17 protein-coding genes are annotated in these 18,167 nt (G+C 74.2%); 6 read left to right on the top strand and 11 right to left on the bottom strand.

What is annotated here, in order from left to right:
• Positions 1–174 precede the first annotated feature (174 nt).
• The gene (locus tag BLU82_RS01395; protein ID WP_092614584.1) at positions 175–2,031 is read left to right on the top strand and encodes a hypothetical protein; all 1,857 of its coding nucleotides are present in this window, start codon (positions 175–177) and stop codon (positions 2,029–2,031) included.
• Positions 2,032–2,050: 19 nt separating this feature from the next.
• Here the strand turns inward: BLU82_RS01395 and BLU82_RS01390 are convergent, their stop codons facing one another.
• Positions 2,051–2,791, bottom strand: coding sequence for a DinB family protein (locus tag BLU82_RS01390; protein WP_092625286.1), 741 nt, complete (start codon positions 2,789–2,791; stop codon positions 2,051–2,053).
• Positions 2,792–2,877: 86 nt separating this feature from the next.
• On the opposite strand from BLU82_RS01390, the gene BLU82_RS01385 reads away from it, so the two are divergent.
• Positions 2,878–3,525: an ATP-dependent Clp protease proteolytic subunit gene (locus BLU82_RS01385; protein ID WP_092614581.1), complete on the top strand. Its 648-nt coding sequence runs from the start codon at positions 2,878–2,880 to the stop codon at positions 3,523–3,525.
• A gap of 8 nt (positions 3,526–3,533) precedes the next feature.
• Here BLU82_RS01385 and BLU82_RS01380 read toward each other — a convergent pair whose 3' ends face one another.
• Both BLU82_RS01380 and BLU82_RS01375 read right to left on the bottom strand, forming a co-directional pair.
• A complete protein-coding gene (locus BLU82_RS01380) occupies positions 3,534–4,418 on the bottom strand; it encodes a phosphotransferase family protein (protein ID WP_092614578.1) in 885 nt (294 codons plus the stop codon).
• Entirely contained in the window at positions 4,415–5,773 is a 1,359-nt protein-coding gene (locus tag BLU82_RS01375) for a hypothetical protein (protein ID WP_197682667.1), read from the bottom strand. Before BLU82_RS01375 ends, BLU82_RS01380 begins: the two co-directional genes overlap by 4 nt.
• 353 nt (positions 5,774–6,126) lie before the next feature.
• On the opposite strand from BLU82_RS01375, the gene BLU82_RS33910 reads away from it, so the two are divergent.
• Positions 6,127–6,288, top strand: coding sequence for a hypothetical protein (locus tag BLU82_RS33910; protein WP_157740457.1), 162 nt, complete (start codon positions 6,127–6,129; stop codon positions 6,286–6,288).
• Positions 6,289–7,164: 876 nt separating this feature from the next.
• On the top strand, positions 7,165–7,662 hold the full coding sequence (locus BLU82_RS01370) for a DoxX family protein (protein WP_092614575.1): 498 nt from the start codon (positions 7,165–7,167) through the stop codon (positions 7,660–7,662).
• A 66-nt stretch (positions 7,663–7,728) separates the two neighbouring features.
• On the opposite strand, the gene BLU82_RS33905 is transcribed toward BLU82_RS01370, so the two are convergent.
• Together BLU82_RS33905 and BLU82_RS01365 are read right to left on the bottom strand one after the other, a co-directional pair.
• On the bottom strand, positions 7,729–7,884 hold the full coding sequence (locus tag BLU82_RS33905) for a hypothetical protein (protein ID WP_157740456.1): 156 nt from the start codon (positions 7,882–7,884) through the stop codon (positions 7,729–7,731).
• Between the two features lie 109 nt (positions 7,885–7,993).
• On the bottom strand, positions 7,994–9,577 hold the full coding sequence (locus tag BLU82_RS01365) for an amidohydrolase (RefSeq protein ID WP_092625282.1): 1,584 nt from the start codon (positions 9,575–9,577) through the stop codon (positions 7,994–7,996).
• Positions 9,578–9,717: 140 nt separating this feature from the next.
• On the opposite strand from BLU82_RS01365, the gene BLU82_RS01360 reads away from it, so the two are divergent.
• Positions 9,718–10,422, top strand: coding sequence for an FMN-binding negative transcriptional regulator (locus tag BLU82_RS01360; RefSeq protein ID WP_092614572.1), 705 nt, complete (start codon positions 9,718–9,720; stop codon positions 10,420–10,422).
• A gap of 697 nt (positions 10,423–11,119) precedes the next feature.
• Here BLU82_RS01360 and BLU82_RS01355 read toward each other — a convergent pair.
• From BLU82_RS01355 to BLU82_RS01345, 3 genes are read right to left on the bottom strand one after another with little or no spacing between them, the layout of a single operon-like run.
• On the bottom strand, positions 11,120–12,451 hold the full coding sequence (locus BLU82_RS01355; protein WP_092614569.1) for an aminotransferase class I/II-fold pyridoxal phosphate-dependent enzyme: 1,332 nt from the start codon (positions 12,449–12,451) through the stop codon (positions 11,120–11,122).
• Between the two features lie 36 nt (positions 12,452–12,487).
• Complete coding sequence (locus BLU82_RS01350; protein WP_092614566.1) at positions 12,488–12,841, bottom strand: cupin; 354 nt, start codon at positions 12,839–12,841, stop codon at positions 12,488–12,490.
• 19 nt (positions 12,842–12,860) lie between these two features.
• A complete protein-coding gene (locus BLU82_RS01345) occupies positions 12,861–14,159 on the bottom strand; it encodes a thymidine phosphorylase (protein ID WP_092614563.1) in 1,299 nt (432 codons plus the stop codon).
• A gap of 42 nt (positions 14,160–14,201) precedes the next feature.
• On the opposite strand from BLU82_RS01345, the gene BLU82_RS01340 reads away from it, so the two are divergent.
• Positions 14,202–14,837 carry a maleylpyruvate isomerase N-terminal domain-containing protein gene (locus BLU82_RS01340; protein ID WP_092614559.1) on the top strand — a complete coding sequence of 212 codons (636 nt, stop codon included), beginning with the start codon at positions 14,202–14,204 and terminating at the stop codon, positions 14,835–14,837.
• Here BLU82_RS01340 and BLU82_RS01335 read toward each other — a convergent pair.
• From BLU82_RS01335 to BLU82_RS01325, 3 genes are all read right to left on the bottom strand, one after another.
• A complete protein-coding gene (locus BLU82_RS01335) occupies positions 14,834–15,775 on the bottom strand; it encodes a hypothetical protein (protein ID WP_092614556.1) in 942 nt (313 codons plus the stop codon). The two genes, BLU82_RS01340 and BLU82_RS01335, sit on opposite strands and share 4 nt — an antisense overlap.
• Positions 15,776–16,493: 718 nt before the next feature.
• Complete coding sequence (locus tag BLU82_RS01330; RefSeq protein WP_092614553.1) at positions 16,494–16,895, bottom strand: cytidine deaminase; 402 nt, start codon at positions 16,893–16,895, stop codon at positions 16,494–16,496.
• Positions 16,892–18,160 (bottom strand): ABC transporter permease, encoded by a 1,269-nt coding sequence (locus BLU82_RS01325; RefSeq protein WP_092625278.1) that lies wholly within the window; start codon positions 18,158–18,160, stop codon positions 16,892–16,894. The genes BLU82_RS01330 and BLU82_RS01325 overlap by 4 nt, the downstream gene beginning before the upstream one ends.
• Between the last annotated feature and the right edge of the window lie 7 nt (positions 18,161–18,167).

Genomic DNA, 18,167 nt, shown 5'->3' with positions numbered 1-18,167 from the left:
CACCCCGTCATGGTGCCATGGGCCCGGGCGCCGGTTCCGACCACCTCTTGCCACCGTCGCCCGCCGGGTGAAGTGTGCAGATGCGACCACCGCGTCCGGGGTACCGGACGCCTCGGGGGCCTGGTCACCTGATGCGGCGCGCCGCGCAGACTTTCCGCCACACGAGGAGACGTCATGCGCATCAGGCGACCCGCCGCGGTGATCACCGCGGCCCTCAGCACCGTCCTCGTCGCAGGGATCGCCGCAGCGGCCCCGCTGACACCCGGTGGTTCCACCGAAGTCACCGTGGGAAGCAACGACCAGCTGTTCTCGCAGAACAAGCAGAACGAGCCCGGCCTCGCCGTCAACCCGGTCCAGCCGAACATCCTGGCGGCCGGCGCGAACGACAACATCGACATGGAGGCGTGCAACGCCGGCGACGACCGCACGTGCCCGTTCACGCCCGGCGTCGGCCTGTCCGGCGTCCAGTTCTCCACGGACGCCGGCCGTACCTGGGTGCAGCCGACGTACACCGGCTTCTCCGCCCGCGTCACGCCGAGCTGCCTCGGCCTGCCGGACCTCGCTCCGGGCGTGCCGCCGCCCACCGACACGGGATGCGTGCCCGACCCCGACGGGCCGATCGGCACGCTGCCGAACTACGCCGAGAACGGGATGGTCTCCAACGGCGACCCGGAGCTGGCGTTCGGCCCGGTGCCCGGCGCTGACGGCGACTTCTCCTGGGCGAACGGCCAGCGACTGTACTACACGAACATCGCCACGCCGTTCCCGGGCGACCCGGGCTTCCGCGGCGCCGCCGCCATCGCCGTCTCGCGCACCGACGACCTCGCCGGCGCGATCGCGGGCGACAACGACGCCTGGATGGATCCCGTCGTCGTCACCCGGCAGAACTCGGCGCTGTTCAGCGACAAGGAGCAGGTCTGGGCCGACAACGCGGAATCGAGCCCGCACTTCGGCAACGCCTACGTCTGCAACGTCGGCTTCCGCGGCGCGGGTGGCGCGGAGCCCGTGCTGTTCGCCCGCTCGACCGACGGCGGCGACACGTGGCGCACCCGGCAGCTGAGCCCGGCCACGAACAACCCGCAGACCGGCGGGCGCCAGGGTTGCGCGATCCGGACCGACAGCACCGGCGTGGTCCACGTGGTCTGGATCGGGACGGACGTCCGGACCCGGGAGGGCGTGTTCTTCCAGGCCCGCTCCTTCGACGGCGGTGCCAGTTTCGAGCGGCCGCGCGCGATCGTGCGGCCGCTGGCCGGCATCGGCCAGTTCGACCCGGCGCAGGGGCGCTTCACCATCGACGGGATCGCGGGTGCGCGGACGAACACGTTCCCGAGCATCGACATCGCCAACGGCGCGCCGTCCGGAGCCGACGCCACCGACCAGATCCTCATCACCTGGTCCGACGACCGCGTCGGCGTGAACCAGGAGCGCGCCTTCGTCGTCAGCAGCACCAACGGCGGCGACAGCTACTCCGCGCCGATGAACGCGAACGACGGCGCCGACCGGGCGAACTTCCCGGCCATCGCGATCTCGCCGGACGGGACGGACGCCTGGCTGGTGTACAACGCCTGGCTCGATCCGTGGCGTACCGACACCACGTCGCCGCGGCGTGTGCTCGGAGTCGTGCGGCACGCCGACGTCAACCCGGCGACCGGGGCTGTCGGAGCCTGGACGACGTTGCTGCGGGGCGCCGTCGGCGACGGTCGCGCGTCGTCGGCGAACGCTCTGACGTCGGAGTTCCTCGGCGACTACAACTACGCCGTGGCGACTCGCGACTACGGCTCACTGGTCTGGAACGACATGCGCGACGGCGCGGTGTGCGCGGCCATCAACGTCTACCGGCAGGCCTTCGTGGAGGACGTCCTGGGCGGCGGGACCGAGCCCATCGTCGGCGACCGGCCGGCCGATCGGGCGGCGGCCGCGGAGTTGCCCAACGCCCATTCCGACGCGCTGCGGCCGGGCCCGAACACCCAGTGCCCGCCGACGTTCGGCAACTCCGACATCTTCGGAGGGAGCTTCAGCGACGACACGTGACGCCGTCCCCGGCCGGCCGTCAGCGCGTCTCCAGCACCGCGAGGTCGCGCTCGGCGTAGAGGCGATGCTGCCACTCCTCGTTGAGCAGGGTCAGCAGGCAGTCGCGCACGGGGTAGGAGCGCGACGGCGGCCAGCCCGGCCCGTCGGCCGGCGTCGTGTCCGTGGCCAGCTGGCCCTCCGTCAGCTCCGCGAGCACCGTGCGGACGATCGCCCGCCGGTCGCGGACCAGGTCCAGGACCTCGTCCAGCGACGGGCGCGCGGCGCGGTCCCAGGGGACGCCTGGGTAGTCGGGCATCGTGTCCCACGGCAGCGCCAGCGGATGCCACGGCGCCGGCTCGCCGAGGATCGCCCGCCGTACCCACGAGTCCGTGACGAACACCAGGTGCCGCAGCGTCTGGATGAACGACCACTCGTCGTCCACCGACTCGTGCAGCAGCGCCGGATCCAGCCGCCGGGCCCGCGCTACGGTCTCGCCCCAGAGCCGCTCCAGCAGGTCATGGGCCGCCCGGAAGCCGTCCGGGTCGGTGGGCCGCATCTTGACGCGCTCGGGATCGCGCCGGTCCAGCTCGGCCTCGACCAACGGCGCGACCTCGACGCCGTTGATCCTGAGACCGGTGATGTCGCCGCTGATGTCGGCATCGACCAGCTCCACGCCACGCATCACCGCCCGGTACAGGTTGACGTCACGCAACCGCGCGTCGGCGAGCGTCACCCGCTGGAACCGGGCGCCGCTCAGGTCCTCGTCCTCGAACTCGGCCATGCGCAGCACCGTAGCCCCGGTTCCGGACGATCCGGGTCCGGAAAGGTGCATGCTGGCAGGAGCACCACCTCGTGGGAGGAGTTCTCATGTCCCGCACCCCCGCGGCTGTCTGGCCGCCCGTTCCGCCCGAGGTGCCGCCGCCGTTCCGGCCCGGCACGCCATGGCAGCCGGCGCAGCCGGTCCTCCCTGGCTGGGAGGAGTGGCACCTGGCCCCGTACGAGCGCGACATCGTCGACCGGCTGTTGGACGAGCGCATCGTGCACGCCGGCGGGCGGCTGGACTCGGCGCTCGCCAACCACACGGCGGCGCAACTCCTGCTGCTCGGACGGCGCGACCCGCGACCCGTCGAACTGCACCTGTCCTGCCGCGACAGCGAGCTGGACGCGTCACTCGCGCTGGCCGGCACCGTGAGCATGCTCGCCGCGCCGGTGCACGCGGTGGTCCACGGGACGCTGCGCGGACCGGTCGTCGCGGTCCTCTGCGCCGCCCAGGACCGTGCCGCGCACCGCGGCGCCACGCTGGTGCTGTCGCTGCCGCGCGCCGAGGCGGCGGGCACCGCCGCGCAGCTCGCCGTCGAGGCTGACCAGTACGAACGGCAGGTCGAGCGCGTGTGCGACCTGATCGCCGCCACGACCGGCCGCGACACCGACGCCGTCCGTGCGGCCCTGCGCGCCGGGCGCGTGCTCTCGGCCGAGGACGCGTTCGCCCACGGTCTGCTGACCCGGCTGCTATGATCGCGGGTTCAGAACACCCGCCGCCACAGCCACGGCCGGTCGCCGCACCGTCCGCGCAGGCAGCCGACCCGGCGTTCGGCCTCGGCGCGGGCGGCGTCGCCGCGCCATGCGTGCTGCAGCATGTACGAGCAGGCGCGCAGCTCGCGGATGTCGCGCAGCGTCTCGTACCCGGCCCAGCCGGTGACGTCGTGGCCGTAGGCGGCGCAGAACCGCGCGTACCCGGCGGCGTCGAGCGTCCCGAACGACGTCAGGCGGACCGCCGTCGACACCAGGTCCCACTCCGGCGGGCCGACGGCGAACCGCTCGAGGTCCAGCAGCCAGACGGTGCCGTCGTCGTCGGCCACCACGTTCCCCGTCCACGCGTCGCCGTGGACGACGGCGGCGGCGAGGCCCTCGGGCAGCTCGGCCAGTCGGTCCTCGAGGTCGGCGAGGTACCCGAGCAGCCACGCGCGGTCCGCCGCCGGCACCGTCGGCGCCGCCTCGATCCGGTCCCGGATCCGCACGAACGGCGCCAGCTCCGGCAGCGCGAACTCGTCCGGCGGGTCAAGCGCGTGCAACCGGCGCAGGACGGCGGCCAGCTGCGGGTCCGCGGCCTCCTGGTGCGGCGGGAGCGCCCGCCAGAACGTCACCGGCACTCCGTCGACGTCGACCGGCTGGTCGACGCCGGGGAGGGCGCGGACGGCGGCCAGTCCCGCGTCCTCCAGCCAGTGCGCGACGCGGACCTCCTTGCCCGCCGCGGCGGCCTGGCCGGACCGTCCGACGCGGGCGACGACCTCGCCGGGCAGCCGGTAGACGGCGTTCTCGGCGCGCCGGATCAGCTCGGCCGGCGCCGGGTCGAGTCCGGCGCGGAGGCAGGCGTGGTGCAGAACGCGGTGGGTGTCGTCGGCCGTCACGACGCCAGAGCGGTGGTGACCCGGTGTCGCAGCTCGGCCACCTCGGGGACGCCGGCGTGCCGCGCGGCGTAGGTGCGCAGTTCGGCGAGGTCCATCGCGGCCCGGCGCGAGTGCAGCCGCCCTGCGTCGTCGACGGCGGCCAGCCCGATGCGGGCGGCCTCGCCGGGGTCGCCGACGGCCATCGTCAGCGACGCGAGCTTGGTCTGCGACATCGCCCGGGAGCGGACGTAGCCGGCGGTGTGGCCGTCGACGGCGGCCAGCAGGCGCGGCGCCGCCTCGGTGTCGTGACCCTGCACCGTCAGGTCGAACAGCGCGTGCCCGGTGTCGCCGGCGTGCTGCGCGGCGTCGTAGTAGCCCATCCACGGCGGGTCGCCGTCCGGCGCCGTGCCGGCGAACGCCTCGTCGGCCTGCCCGACGGCGCGCAGGGTGTCCTGGTAGCGGCCGAGCTTGGCGAGCGCGCGGGCGCGGGCGGTGTGCAGCATGGCCTGTTCGGTCGCTGTGAGGCGGTCGGCGCGGACCAGCGCCAGCTCCGCGTACGTCAGGCCGAGGTCGGGCTCGCCGCGCCAGATCTCCTGCCGGGCCAGCGACGACAGCACCTTCGCCCGCAGGTGCCAGCTGCCGACCTCCTCGGAGCAGGCGAGCGCGAACTTGAAGATCTGCCGCGCGTCGTCGTACGCGCACGCGTCGAAGGCCATGTGCGCGGTGGCGTGGCCGAGCAGCCCGACCGCCTCGTGCAGCTCCACCCGCACCTCGGGCGTCGCCTGCGCGTTCAGCAGCTGACCGAACCACCGCAGCTGGGCGTTCGCCGCCTCGCGCACCCCGGCGCCGCCGTGGCTGTGCCCCCAGCTGACCAGCAGGTCGGCGGCGCCGCGGACCTGCTCGATCTCGCTGCGTCCCACCCGCTTCGGCGCGTCGCTCGGCCGCAGCGGCGCCAGCAGGTCCAGCAGCGTCGACGGCGACGTCAGCAGGCCGCCGACTCCGACGAAGGCGGCCCGCAGGAACTCCTGCCGCTTCACGTCCGGTTCACCGCCCAGCGGTTCGGCGCCTTGCTCCGGCCGCTGCAGGACGGGTGCGGCCTGCAGCCGGCGGGTGTTGACGAAGCCCAGCTCGGCGTCGGTCGCGGCGCCGAGCACCGCCCGCAACGCGTCGCGGTAGGCGGCCTGCGGCCAGCGGATGATGCCGCGTTCGAGCTTGCCGACGTAGTTGTCGTCCAGCTCGTACAGGCGGCCGGTGCGCTCGAACAGGTGGGCGTTGACGCGGTCGGCCAGCTCCTGACGAGACATCGCCGCCCCCGCCACGTCGGCTGACGGCGTGCTCTCGCGGGCCAGTCGCAGGTGCTCGTTCGGTTCGCGCACGATGTCTCCACGTACGTGGGGAGGAACATAATGGCATTGTCGGCGTATTGCTGTCAGGTGATCCGGAGAATCCCGAACCCTCCCCACTTGCCTCCCCCGATGATCCCACCTCGATGCCCTACTGATCACCCAATTCCGGCGAAATGATCGATACACGAGTCATGGCCGGTGCCTTTCTCCCGATTCGACACCGCTCATGGATGCCGTGACTTGAGGCGGGTTGCCGGGAAGACCACCCCGAACCCGGCAACCCGCCGGTCATGGTTCTCGGTTCTTGCTCGACTTGCGGGGGGTTCGTTGGGGGCTGGCGGGGTTCGGAGAGTTTCCTCGGAAGGTTCCGGAGGTTGAGGCCGATGCTGCACCGCGACACCGAGTACGTCCTGACCTGGAACGCCGTCGACCACGCCTGGGAGGCGCGCCCGATCCGCCGCGAAGGACGGCGCATCGTCCCGCTCGCTCCCGACGGCGCCACCGGCCGCCTCCCCGCCGTCTTCCCCGACGCCGCCGGCGATTGAAGGATGGCGCCTCCGGCGACACCGGGGCGATAGGCGGCAATTCGCCCGAATTGTTCTTGACGCCTTCTGGGGTTGGCCGGGCAATCACACGGCTGCAATTCTGCGGTAAGTCGAGAATGAGGGGAAAGTCCAGTCGGCCGTTCGGCTGATGCGGCATTGGGGCGTTCGGTGAGTGCCTCGCGGACCCGCACGACGGGGATACGGGGAGAAAGGGCCGGAGGATCCGGGCGAAGGCAGCGCCCGGGTCCTCCGGCCTCTCCGCGCTCTCCCTCGACCGCCGCCTCGAGCCGCGCGTGCCCGTCAGCGCCCACCCCTTCAGCGCCCACCCCTTCAGCGCCCACCCTCTCAGTGCCCGCCCGTCAGTGCCCGCCTGTCAGTGCCCGCCCGCAGGGTGGGCACCCTCCCTAGAGGGGCGGGTCATACCTACCAGCGCGAAAACCACGGAAACTCGCCGCGACCCCGCCCGCTCCCGTGGCCGACCACACGGCAGCCAAGGACGGCGACCGAGCCGGGCCGAGGCGCACGGAATCCCACCGAGCGCCGGCCCAACCCCAGCCACGCGTCGGCGGCGCCCCGACGACGAGCGCCGCCCAACACCCCGGCCACACGCGCCGCCCACACGCCACCAGACCCCGGGCGCGCCCCGAACCCGGCACGCACCCGCCCACTCCCCTGGGTGATCGTCAGCATCCCGTACGTCGACGTACGTAGACGCGAGATACGCCCCCGAGCCGACGTGTGAGCAGCGGTCGCCTTCGTAGCGTGAAGCCACTCCCCCAACGGAGTCGGTGAAGGACCGCCGGAGCGGCAACTCCGGCGGTCCGCCGAGAAGGACAGTCCAAGCCGCGGACCCCTCTCTACGAAGGATGGTAGATCATGTCCACCACAGCCCCCGCCCGTCAGAGCACCGGCGTTCCCGCCCGCCGCGACCCGGTCGCCGTCGCCGCTCGGTGGCTGTCGGCGCATGGGATCCAGGCGCTCCAGGTCAGCCTCGGCATCGTCGTGCTGGCGTTCGGCGCACTGAAGTTCATCCCCGGCGCGAGCCCGGCGGAGCCGCTGGTCATGCGCACGGTCGACGCGTTGACGCTGGGGTTGGTGCACGGGCAGACCGCCGTGACGCTGACCGCCGTCATCGAGACGTTCATCGGGCTCACGCTGATCACCGGCGTGTTCCTGCGCACCGGCCTGGTGGTGTTGTCGGGGTCGCTGCTGGGGATGATGTCGCCGCTCGTGCTGTTCTTCGGCGACATGTTCCCCGACGGCACGCCGACGCTGGAGGCGCAGTACGTCTTCAAGGACATCATCCTGGCCGCGGCCGTGCTGGTGATCGGCGCCAAGGCGCTCGGGGCCCGGCTGGAGCCGAGTGAGCGCTGACACCCCCTGAACCGGCGAGAGCGCCGGGCTCGACCCCCGCGAGCCCGGCGCTCTCGTCGTCCCCGTTCAGTTGCCGGTCTGCCACTTCCCCGCGACGGCGTCGGGCTCGCGCTCGCCGTCGGCCGCTCCCGGCGACGACGACTCCGCCGGCTCGGCGCCGGAATCGTCGCGCGTCGGAGCGCCGACGAGGAACGCGCCCGTCGCCAGCGTCCTGAACACCATGGCTCCACGGTTCCAGCCGGGCGGACTCCGCACATCGGTCGTGGAGCCGAATCGCGGCCTACGTCGCTGGGCGTAGGGGCTCTCCCGTAAGGGGTACCCGGAGCGGACCTCAGATCGCCCCGTGGACGACCTCGCCGCCGAGCACCGTCGCGACGACCGGGACGTCGGCGATGGCGGACGGTTCGACGGCGCGCGGATCGGCGCCGAGCACGACGAGGTCGGCCTGCTTGCCCGCCGCCAGGCTGCCGGCGACGTCGTCGACGCGGCAGGCGTAGGCGCTGCCGGTGGTGTAGGCGGCGAGCGCCTCGTCGACGGTGACGGCCTCGTCCGGGCCGACGGGGGCGCCGCCGGAGCTGGTGCGTTCGACCATGAACTGGATCGCCCGCAGCGGGGCGCCGTCGGCCACCGGACGGTCCGAGCTGCCGGCGACGCGGACGCCGTGGTCGAGGAAGGACCGGCCGCGGTACATCCAGCCGCTGCGCTCGGGGCCCATGATCGTCGAGTAGTCGTCGCCGAACGCGTGCAGGAACGTCGGCTGGACGACGGCGGTCAGTCCGGCCGCCGCCAGCCGCGGCAGCTGCTCGGGGCGGACCAGTCCGCAGTGCTCGACGCGGTGCCGGGCGCCGGGCCGCGGATGCGCCGCCTGCGCCGCGGTGACGACGGCGATCGCCTGGTCGACGGCGGCGTCGCCGATGGCGTGGATGGCCAGCTGCCAGCCGGCTCGGTGCGCGTCGAGGATCAGCGCCGCCAGCTCGTCGTCGCCGAACGCGAGCTGGCCGCTGCCGCCGTCGGAGCCGTCGGGCGTGAGGTACGGCGCGGTCAGGGCGGCGGTGCGGGCCATCATGCCGCCGTCCAGCCACAGCTTCAGCGCGCCGATCGACAGCCGGTCGTCGCCGAGCCCGGTGCGCAGCCCGAGGTCGACGGCGCGCGCGATGCCGTCCTCGTCTGCCGCGCCGGACGGCCGCAGCATGGCCGCCGGCACCATCGTCTGGACGCGGACCGGCAACCGGCCCTGCTCGCGCGCGACCTGGTACGCGGCCAGCTCGACCGGCGACGAACCGGCGAGGTCGGTGACGATGCCCGCCTCGGCGACCGTCGTGATGCCCTGCGCCAGGCATTCGCGCCCGGCCCTCTCGACAGCGGCGACGATCTCGTCCAGCGTGTACGGCAGCCGGCGGGCGCGGGCGATCGCCATGGCGCCCTCCTCCAGCAGGCCGGTCGGCCGGCCGCTGGCGTCGCGGACCACGCCGGGCGCGTGCGCCGCGAACTCGTCGTCGGTGACGGTGGCCAGGACGGCGTCGGAGACCAGGCAGGCGTGCCCGGACGTGTGCCGGACGTAGAGCCGCCGGCCGGGTGCGGCCGCCTCGAGATCGTCGCGGGTGAGGTGCGCGCCGAGCGGACGCTGGTCGTATCCGGCGAGGTCGACCCAGCCGTCGCCGGGCACCGCGTCCGCCGCCCGCCGGACCGCGTCCAGCACGGCGTCGCGGGTACGCATCGCGGACAGGTCGACCAGACCGGCGGCCATGCCCGTCCACGCGAGATGACTGTGCGCGTCGACGAAGCCCGGCAGCACGGTCGCGCCGCCGAGATCGACCGTCCGCCGCGCCCGCAGCCCGTCGAGTTCCTCGTCCAGCCCGGCGATGCGGCCCTGCCAGACGCCGAGCCGCGAGGCGGCCGGCCGAGCTGCGTCCATGGTCACGATCTGGGCGCCGGTCACCAGCAGGTCGAGCTCCACCGCACCTCCACGTCGTCCGCCGTCGCGGGCACAGTCTGGCAGTTCACGTACTGTTGCGTTACGGTCGCAGCAACCGTACCAGTACAGTTGGGAGCCGCATGCACACGCCTCGGCACTTCCGCGCCGACTCGCCGGACCGCGAGGGCCGGTTGGTCCGCGAGAACCCGTTCGGCCTCATCATCTGCGGCTCCGGCGTCGCCGCCGATGCCGCGGCGGGTGCTGTGGCGCCGCCTGTCGCGACGCACGTGCCGATGCTGCGCAAGCCAGGTCCCAACGGCCGTCCGCCGGCCGATGGCGAGCCGCTGCTCGGCGGCGCGATCGTCGGTCACCTGGCGAAGGTGAACCCGCAGGCGGCGGCGTTGCGGACGGCGGGCTCGGCGCTCGCGGTGTTCCTCGGCCCGGACGGCTACGTGTCGCCCACCTGGTACGACGGCGACCGCCCGAACGTCCCCACCTGGAACTACGCCGCCGTGCACGTCAGCGGCCCGCTCCGGGTCGTCGACGATCGGGACGAGGCGCTGGCGATCATCATGGCCAGCATCGACGCGACCGAGGCGTACGCCGGCACCGGCTGGGACCCGACCCCGTCGCTGGACTACGTCGACCAGCTGCTGGCCGGCATCGTCGCGTTCGAGCTGACCGCCGCCGACGTCCGCAGCACGTTCAAGCTCAGCCAGAACAAGCCGGTCGAGACGCAGCGCCGGGTCGCGGCCACGCTGGCCACCAGCACGCACGGCCGCGACCGCGAAGTCGCCGCCCTCATGACCGACGTCCTCCGCCTCGGCGAGGATGGGACGTCCTGACGCCGCGACCCACGACGCCCATGAGCGCAGGACCCCCTGCCTCGACCACGTGCCCCCGACGCCCAGGCGCACACGGCCCGCGAGCGCAGGACGTCCGCGCCGTAGCACCCGCGAGCCCAGGACGTCCGCGCCGTAGCACCCGCGAGCCCAGGACGTCCGCGCCGTAGCACCCGCGAGCCCAGGACGTCCGCGCCGTAGCACCCGCGAGCCCAGGACGTCCGCGCCGTAGCACCCGCGAGCCCAGGACGTCCGCGCCGTAGCACCCGCGAGCCCAGGACGTCCGCGCCGTAGCACCCGCGAGCCCAGGACGTCCGCGCCGTAGCACCCGCGAGCCCAGGACGTCCGCGCCGTAGCACCCGCGAGCGCAGGACGTCCGTGCCGTAGCGCCCGCGAGGCCGGGGCCGCAGCGATGCGACCGCGGACAGTGTCAGTGCCCGCCCGTAGGGTGGGCCCCCTCCCTAGAGGGGCGGGTCATACCTACCGCGAGTTCGACGCGACCTACCGCCGCCGGCTGGCAAACGGTTCGGCGCAGAAGGATCCGGCCGCGTCCCCGCCCCAACTCCAGCCGCCCAAACCAACCACGCCCTGCCAGGCCAGCCCCGTCCCAACCACACCCGCCCAGGCCAGCCGCGTCCGCCCCGCCCCGACCACACCCGTCCCGGTCAACCACGCCCGTCCGGGCCAACCACACCCCCGCTCAGGCCAGCCGCGTCCGCTGCGACCGGCCGAGCACCGCGGCGACGTCGGCGGCGAGGCGGTCCGCGTCGCCGGCGGCGAGGGTCGACGTGGTGATGCGGATGAACGGCTCGCTGTGCATGCGGTGCGGCTCGCCGGCCCGGACCGCCCACCCGCGGCTCTGCAGCGCCTGCACGACGGGGACCTCGTGCGGCACCGGCACCCACACGTTCAGGCCCGACCGCCCGCGCGCCGCCACACCCCGCTCGGCCAGGCCGTTGAGCAGCGCCCGCCGCCGCGCGCCGTAGACGTCGGCGGCCAGGCGCATGCCGGTGCTGATGTCGTCGTCGGACCACAGCCGCACCACCAGGTGCTGCAGCACGTGACTCACCCAGCCAGCGCCGACCAGCTGCCGCTCCGCCACTCGGCGGGCGGTGCGCGGGTCGGCGAGCAGGAACCCGGTGCGCAGGTCCGGCCCGAGCACCTTGCTGGTGGTCCGCACGACCGCCCACGACGGGCGGCCCGTGCAGATGGAGACGTGCGGGGCGCCGGCGATCAGCGACGCGTGGTCGTCCTCGATCACGACGACGTCCGGATGGTCGTAGAGGACGTTGCGCAGGTCCCGCGCCCGGTCGGGTCCGACGGCGGCGCCGGTCGGGTTCTGCGCCCGCGGCGTGACGACGAACGCGACGACCCCGCCGGCCAGCGCCGACGCCAGCGACGACGGCACCGGCCCGTCCTCGTCGAGCGCGACGCCCACCGGGACCATGCCCATCGACCGGACCAGCTCCAGCACGCCGGGATAGCCGGGATCCTCGACGGCGACCCGGTCGTTGGGCCGCGCCCGGGCCGCGAGCACCCGCTCGACGCCGTCCATCGCACCGCCGACGACGGCGAGCGGCCCGGCGTTGGTGCGCAACACGGCAGGGAGATCGGCGAACTGGGCCTGGCCGATCTCGGCCAGCTCCGGCAGCACCGCCGGCGCGCCGTACAGGAACCGCGGCAGCTCCATCCGGCGCAGCATGGCGGCGATGTCGGGCAGCATCTCGGGGTCCGGGTTGCCGTCGCTGAGGTCGCGGACACCGGGCCCGACCGAACCGTACTGCTGGGCCCGGCTGACCGGCCGGACGCCGACCCGCGTGACGCGACCGGCCTCGCTGGTGACGACGCCGCGCAGCCGCAGGTCACGGTAGGCCGCGGCGACCGTCGTCGGGCTGACGCCGAGGCGCGCCGCGAGGCCGCGCACCGACGGCAGCGGCTCGGACTCGGCCAGCTGCCCGGCCTCGACCGCCGCCTCGACGCTGTCGGCGATGGCCCGCGACGTACGGCCGGCGATCAACTGTTCGGGCACCATCCGCCAACCGTACTGGTACAGCTGGAGCCCGCCGGCTCAGTCCTCGCGACCGGCCAGGTCGGGCGCGAACGCGGGCAGGCAGACGGCGACGTACTCGGCGCCGGACGGGCCGGCGGTGTAACGGACGCGCTCGCCTGCCGCGGTGAACAGCGCCTGCCCGGCCGCGACCTCCACGCTGCCGCCGTCGTGCTCGACGACGACGCTGCCGCTGAGGACGAGCGTGATCTCGTCGAACTCCGGCGTCTGCGCCGGCTCGTCCCAGCCGGGCGGCGCCTGCATGCGGGCCACCGAGACCGCGCCGTTCTGGGTCGCGACGCGGCCGACGTACTCGTCGATGACCTTGCCGCCGGGCACCGGGATGCGGGCCGGCGCGTCGATCAGTCTCACCATGGCGCCGAGCGTAGACCGGTCAGCCGATGCGGTCGATGACCAGCGGCGGCAGATCGGGCCGGCTGCCCTCCGGCGCGATGACGTAGCCGCCCTCCAGCGCCGCGAGCGCGCGGTCGAACCGGGCCGGCTCGTCGGTGTGCAGCGTCAGCAGCGGCTCGCCGGCCCGGACGACGGCGCCGGGCTTGGCGTGCAGCTCGACACCGGCGGCGGCCTGGACGGACTCGTCCTTGCGCGCCCGCCCGGCACCGAGCCGCCACGCGGCGACGCCCACCTGGTAGGCGTCCAGCTCGGTCAGGACACCGGACGCGGGGGCGAGGACGGTGTGCGTCTCGCGCGCGACCGGCAGCGGCGCGGCCGGGTCGCCGCCCTGGGCGGAGATCATCCGCCGCCACACGTCCATCGCCGACCCGTCCGTCAGCGCGTCGGCCGGGTCCTTGCCGCCGGTCAGCCCCGCCGCGGCCAGCATCTCGCGGGCCAGCGTGACGGTCAGCTCGACGACGTCGCCGGGGCCGCCGCCGTCGAGCACCTCGACCGACTCGCGCACCTCCAGCGCGTTGCCCGCCGTCAGCCCGAGCGGCGTCTCCATGTTGGTGAGCAGCGCGACGGTGCGCACGCCGGCGTCGGAGCCCAGCGCGACCATGGTCGACGCCAGCTCGCGCGCCGACGCGACGTCCTTCATGAACGCGCCGGACCCGACCTTGACGTCGAGGACGAGCGCGCCGGTGCCCTCGGCGATCTTCTTGCTCATGATCGACGACGCGATCAGCGGGATCGCCTCGACGGTGCCGGTGACGTCGCGCAGCGCGTACAGCTTCTTGTCCGCCGGCGCGAGGTCGTCGCCGGCGGCGCAGACCACCGCGCCGGTCGACCGCAGCACGTCCAGCATCTCCGACGCCGACAGCGACGCCCGCCAGCCCGGGATCGACTCCAGCTTGTCCAGCGTGCCGCCGGTGTGGCCGAGGCCGCGGCCGGACAGCTGCGGGACGGCGGCGCCGCACGCGGCCACCGTCGGCGCCAGCGGGAGCGTGATCTTGTCGCCGACGCCGCCGGTGGAGTGCTTGTCGGTGGTGCGCCGCTCGACGGCGGACCAGTCCATGCGCCGGCCGGTGCGGATCATCGCGTCGGTCCAGCGGGAGATCTCGCGCCGGGCCATGCCGTTGAGCAGGATCGCCATCGCCAGCGCCGACATCTGCTCATCGGCCACGACGCCGCGCGTGTACGCGTCGACGACCCAGTCGATCTGCCCGTCGGACAGCTCGCCGCGGTCGCGCTTGGTCCGGATGACGTCGACGGCGTCGAAGGGTTCGGGTGCTGCCATGGTGGGATCATCGCACCTCCGGCCCGCCCGTAGGCTGGCGGCATGACGACGGTGCGGCAGGCCTATCTCGACGCGGCGGGCGCGGCGCTCAAGCTGCTCGGCGACCCTGCGGTCGCTGCGCGCTGGGACGAGTCGAGCGCACTCGAGGCGTTCACCGTCGGCGGGTTGGCCGGGCACCTCGCCGGGCAGGTTCTGGCGGTGCCGGACGTGCTGGCCGCACCGGTGCCGGACGACGAGCCGGCGGCGCTGATCCACCACTACACCCGGGCCACCTGGATCGGCACCGGGGTCGACGCCGCGACGAACGTCGCCATCCGCGCGGGCGGCGACGCCAACGCCGCCGACGGCCCCGAGGCGCTGGTGGAGCGGACGGCGGCCGCGCTGGCCACGCTTCGGGCGGCGTTGTCGGCGGAGCCGGCCGGGCGGCTCGTCCACCTGACCGGCCGCTGGTCGCTGACCCTCGACGACTACCTGACGACGCGGCTGCTGGAGATCGCCGTCCACGACGACGACCTCGCCGTCAGCGTCGGCGTCGACACCCCGGAGCTGCCCGACGCCGCGCTGACGCCGGTGTTCGCGCTGCTCACGGCGCTGTCGGCGCGCAAGCACGGTGCGCCGGCGGTGTTGCGGGCGCTCGCCCGGGCCGAGCGCGCGCCGTCGGACATCACTGCTATCTAGACGAGCCGGACGCCGAGGCGGTCGAGGACGGCGCCGATGGGGTTGCAGTAGGTGAGGCCCTGGCCGTCGGGCCCGCCGGTGTCGCTGCCGGCGAACAGCAGGCCGACCGCCTCGCGGGTGTCGGGCCGGTAGACCAGCGACCCGCTGTCGCCGCCGGAGGAGAAGCCTTCGGGGCCGCCGCCGGTGACCTCGATCTGGTCGTCGAAGTCGATGACGCCGGTGGGGTACTGGACGCTGATGCCGTCGATCTCGATGGCGCTGACCCGTCCCCTGGTGACCCCGGTGGTGCGGCCGGCCTTCTCGACCTCGACGTCGTCGGTGACGGCGACCCAGCCGGCCAGCGACCCGGCCGGGTACTGCGCGGACACCTCGACGTCGTCGAGGCGCGCGGTGGCGGCGTCGACGAGGTTCGGCGCGACGGGATCGAGCGCGACGACGCCGTCGAGGATGCCGATGCGGTCGGCGGCCGCGCTGCCGCCGTCGGCCACCCCCGGCTGCATGACGACGTCGCCGGCGGCGCCGCGCCCGGAGTCGGCGAGCACGTGGTTGTTCGACAGCGCCAGCACAGCGCCGGACCCGTCGACGACGAACGCGCCAATGGTGCCCGCCGTGACGTCGGCGTGCGAGACGGACAGGCCGGGACGCAGCGGCCGCTGGCGTTTCCGCAGCTCGGCAGGGTCCCACTGGGACGCGCGCACCACCCCGACGTCGCGGACGTCGCACTGGTCGCCGGCCAGCGCGCGGCCGGCCGCCGCGACCTCGTCGGCCAGCTCGGACGGCCCGAACATGCGCACCGCCACGCCGTACGTCGCGGGCCCGACGACGCACACGCCGACAGCCACGCCGCCGGTGGGCGTGTGCGGCCGCGGCGGCGCGGCGAGCGCCACCGTTCGCCGCCGGAGTTCGGCCTTGATCTCACGCGCGGTCAGCAACTCCATGGCGACTCCCGGGGGACGGAGGCGGACACCCCGCCGGGAGGCGCCGCGCACATCGAACGCTCGAGTACGGACCCCGCCCGGCCGGGAGGGCTTCCCACCCTACGGGCGGGCACCGACACTCGCCGCCGGCGCGGCACAGCGGGCCGGGCGAGGACGGACGGAAGGCGCGGTGGCGGCCGGGGGTGGCGGCCGGGGGTGGCGGCCGGGTGGAGGACCGCGACGGCGACCGGCCAGGAGCGGCGGGCTGGCCTGGAGTCGCCGCGACGGCGACCGGCCAGGAGCGGCGGGCCGGGCACGGACGGAAGGCGGGGCGGCGGCCGGGGGTGGCGGCCGGGTGGAGGACCGCGACGGCGACCGGCCAGGAGCGGCGGGCTCGCCGGAAGGTGTCGCGCACATCGAACGCTCGAGTACGGACCCCGCCCGGCTGGGAGGGCTTCCCACCCTACGGGCGGGCACCGACACTCGCCGCCGACGCGGCACAGCGGGCCGGGCGCGGACGGACGGAGGCGGGGCGGCGGCCGGGGGTGGCGGCCGGGTGGAGGACCGCGACGGCGACCGGCCAGGAGCGGCGGGCTGGCCGGAAGGTGTCGCGCACATCGAACGGACGAGTACGGACCCCGCCCGGCTGGGAGGGCTTCCCACCCTACGGGCGGGCACCGACACTCGCCGCCGAGTCGACCCGGAGTCGCCGGGTACAACGCCGGAGCGGGCCAGCGAGCTAGGGGTGCGGCGGCAGCTGTTCGGGCCCGAAGGCCTGCGGCAGCACCTGGTCCATCGTCTGGATGCCGAGCGGCGTCTCGACCAGCAGCGACGCCCCGCCGTGCTCCCAGAGCAGTTGCCGGCAGCGCCCGCACGGCATGGTCAGCCGCCGGTCGGCGCCGCCGACGCAGGTGAAGGCGACGAGCCGGCCGCCGCCGCCGGCGATCAGCGAGGAGATGAGGCCGCATTCGGCGCACAGCGTCACGCCGTAGGCGGCGTTCTCGACGTTGCAGCCGACGACCACCCGGCCGTCGGACACCAGGGCTGCCGCGCCGACGGGGAAGCCGGAGTACGGCGCGTACGCGCGCGCCGCCACCTCGACGGCGGCGGCGCGCAGTGCGGCCCAGTCGACCGCCGTCACGACTTCACGTACGGCTCGCCGTCGGCGGCCGGCGCCCGGACCCGGCCGACCAGCCCGGCGACCGCGAAGATCGTCAGGATGTACGGCAGCATCAGCATGAACTCGCTGGGGATCGGCGTGCCGATGATGCCGAGCACGCTCTGCAGGTTGTTCGCGAACCCGAACAGCAGCGCCGCCCCCAGCGCGCCGAGCGGGCTCCACCGCCCGAAGATCATCGCCGCCAGCGCGATGAAGCCCTGGCCGGCCGACATCTCCCGCGAGAACGCCCCCACGTTGCCGAGGGTGAAGAACGCGCCGCCGAAGCCGGCCACCGCGCCGCCGAGGAGGACGTTGCGGAAGCGGACGGTGTTGACGCGGATGCCCAGGGTGTCGGCGGCCTTCGGGTGCTCGCCGACGGAGCGCACGCGCAGGCCCCAGCGGGTGCGGAAGAGCGCGACGTGCACCAGGGCGACGGTGACGTACATGGCGTAGACGATGATCGTCTGCTCGAACAGCACCGGCCCGATGACCGGGATCTCGCTGAGCAGCGGGATCTCCACCCGCGGCAGCGTGCCCGGGCTGTTCCACGTGCCCGCCTCGGGCGCCAGCAGCTGCCCGTACAGGAAGTTCGTCACGCCGAGCACGAGCACGTTCAGCACGACGCCGACGATGATCTGGTTGACGATGTACTTGATCGCGAAGACCGCCAGCACGAACGCCACCAGCAGCCCGGCCACGACCGCCGCGACGAGGCCGACGTACAGGCTCCCGGTCAGGGTGGCGACGACGGCGGACAGGAACGCACCGGCCAGCAGCTGGCCCTCGATGGCGATGTTGATGACGCCGGCCCGCTCGCACAGCACGCCGGACAGCGCCCCGAACACCAACGGCACCGACAGCGCCAGCGCGCCCTGCAGCAGCGACGTGAACGAGATCTGCTCGCCGGCGACGGCCCAGACGAGGAACGCCAGCACGAACGCGATCGCGAAGAGAACGGTGAGCCACGTCGGCACCGCCTGACCCGAACGCACCAGCCAGGCCGAGTACGCCGCGACGACGACGCACACCAGCGACAGCCCGAGCGCCACCGGCTGCGACGACAGCGCCAGCGGGTCGATCTGCCAGGCGTCGGAGCTGGTGGAGATGCCGAACGTGCTGGTCTGGCCGGACTCGCCGAGGATGCCGAAGGTGATCAGCGCGACCAGCGCGAGCAGGCCGAACGCGATCGGCGCCTTCCAGCTCGGCCGGACGGCGAGGTCCGCGGACAGCGCCGCCGGCGCGGTCATGGTCGGC

It is taken from the genome of Jiangella sp. DSM 45060 (assembly GCF_900105175.1).
GTDB lineage: Bacteria > Actinomycetota > Actinomycetes > Jiangellales > Jiangellaceae > Jiangella.
The sequence above is the reverse complement of the archived record's forward strand: the minus strand, read 5'-3'. Positions and strand labels throughout refer to the sequence as shown.

Coding starts and splice junctions, on each gene's coding strand:
- BLU82_RS01395 (WP_092614584.1), top strand. CDS start 175: ATGCGCATCAGGCGACCCGCCGCGGTGATCACCGCGGCCCTCAGCACC.
- BLU82_RS01390 (WP_092625286.1), bottom strand. CDS start 2,791: ATGGCCGAGTTCGAGGACGAGGACCTGAGCGGCGCCCGGTTCCAGCGG.
- BLU82_RS01385 (WP_092614581.1), top strand. CDS start 2,878: ATGTCCCGCACCCCCGCGGCTGTCTGGCCGCCCGTTCCGCCCGAGGTG.
- BLU82_RS33910 (WP_157740457.1), top strand. CDS start 6,127: ATGCTGCACCGCGACACCGAGTACGTCCTGACCTGGAACGCCGTCGAC.
- BLU82_RS01370 (WP_092614575.1), top strand. CDS start 7,165: ATGTCCACCACAGCCCCCGCCCGTCAGAGCACCGGCGTTCCCGCCCGC.
- BLU82_RS33905 (WP_157740456.1), bottom strand. CDS start 7,884: ATGGTGTTCAGGACGCTGGCGACGGGCGCGTTCCTCGTCGGCGCTCCG.
- BLU82_RS01365 (WP_092625282.1), bottom strand. CDS start 9,577: ATGGACGCAGCTCGGCCGGCCGCCTCGCGGCTCGGCGTCTGGCAGGGC.
- BLU82_RS01360 (WP_092614572.1), top strand. CDS start 9,718: ATGCACACGCCTCGGCACTTCCGCGCCGACTCGCCGGACCGCGAGGGC.
- BLU82_RS01355 (WP_092614569.1), bottom strand. CDS start 12,451: ATGGTGCCCGAACAGTTGATCGCCGGCCGTACGTCGCGGGCCATCGCC.
- BLU82_RS01350 (WP_092614566.1), bottom strand. CDS start 12,841: ATGGTGAGACTGATCGACGCGCCGGCCCGCATCCCGGTGCCCGGCGGC.
- BLU82_RS01345 (WP_092614563.1), bottom strand. CDS start 14,159: ATGGCAGCACCCGAACCCTTCGACGCCGTCGACGTCATCCGGACCAAG.
- BLU82_RS01340 (WP_092614559.1), top strand. CDS start 14,202: ATGACGACGGTGCGGCAGGCCTATCTCGACGCGGCGGGCGCGGCGCTC.
- BLU82_RS01335 (WP_092614556.1), bottom strand. CDS start 15,775: ATGGAGTTGCTGACCGCGCGTGAGATCAAGGCCGAACTCCGGCGGCGA.
- BLU82_RS01325 (WP_092625278.1), bottom strand. CDS start 18,160: ATGACCGCGCCGGCGGCGCTGTCCGCGGACCTCGCCGTCCGGCCGAGC.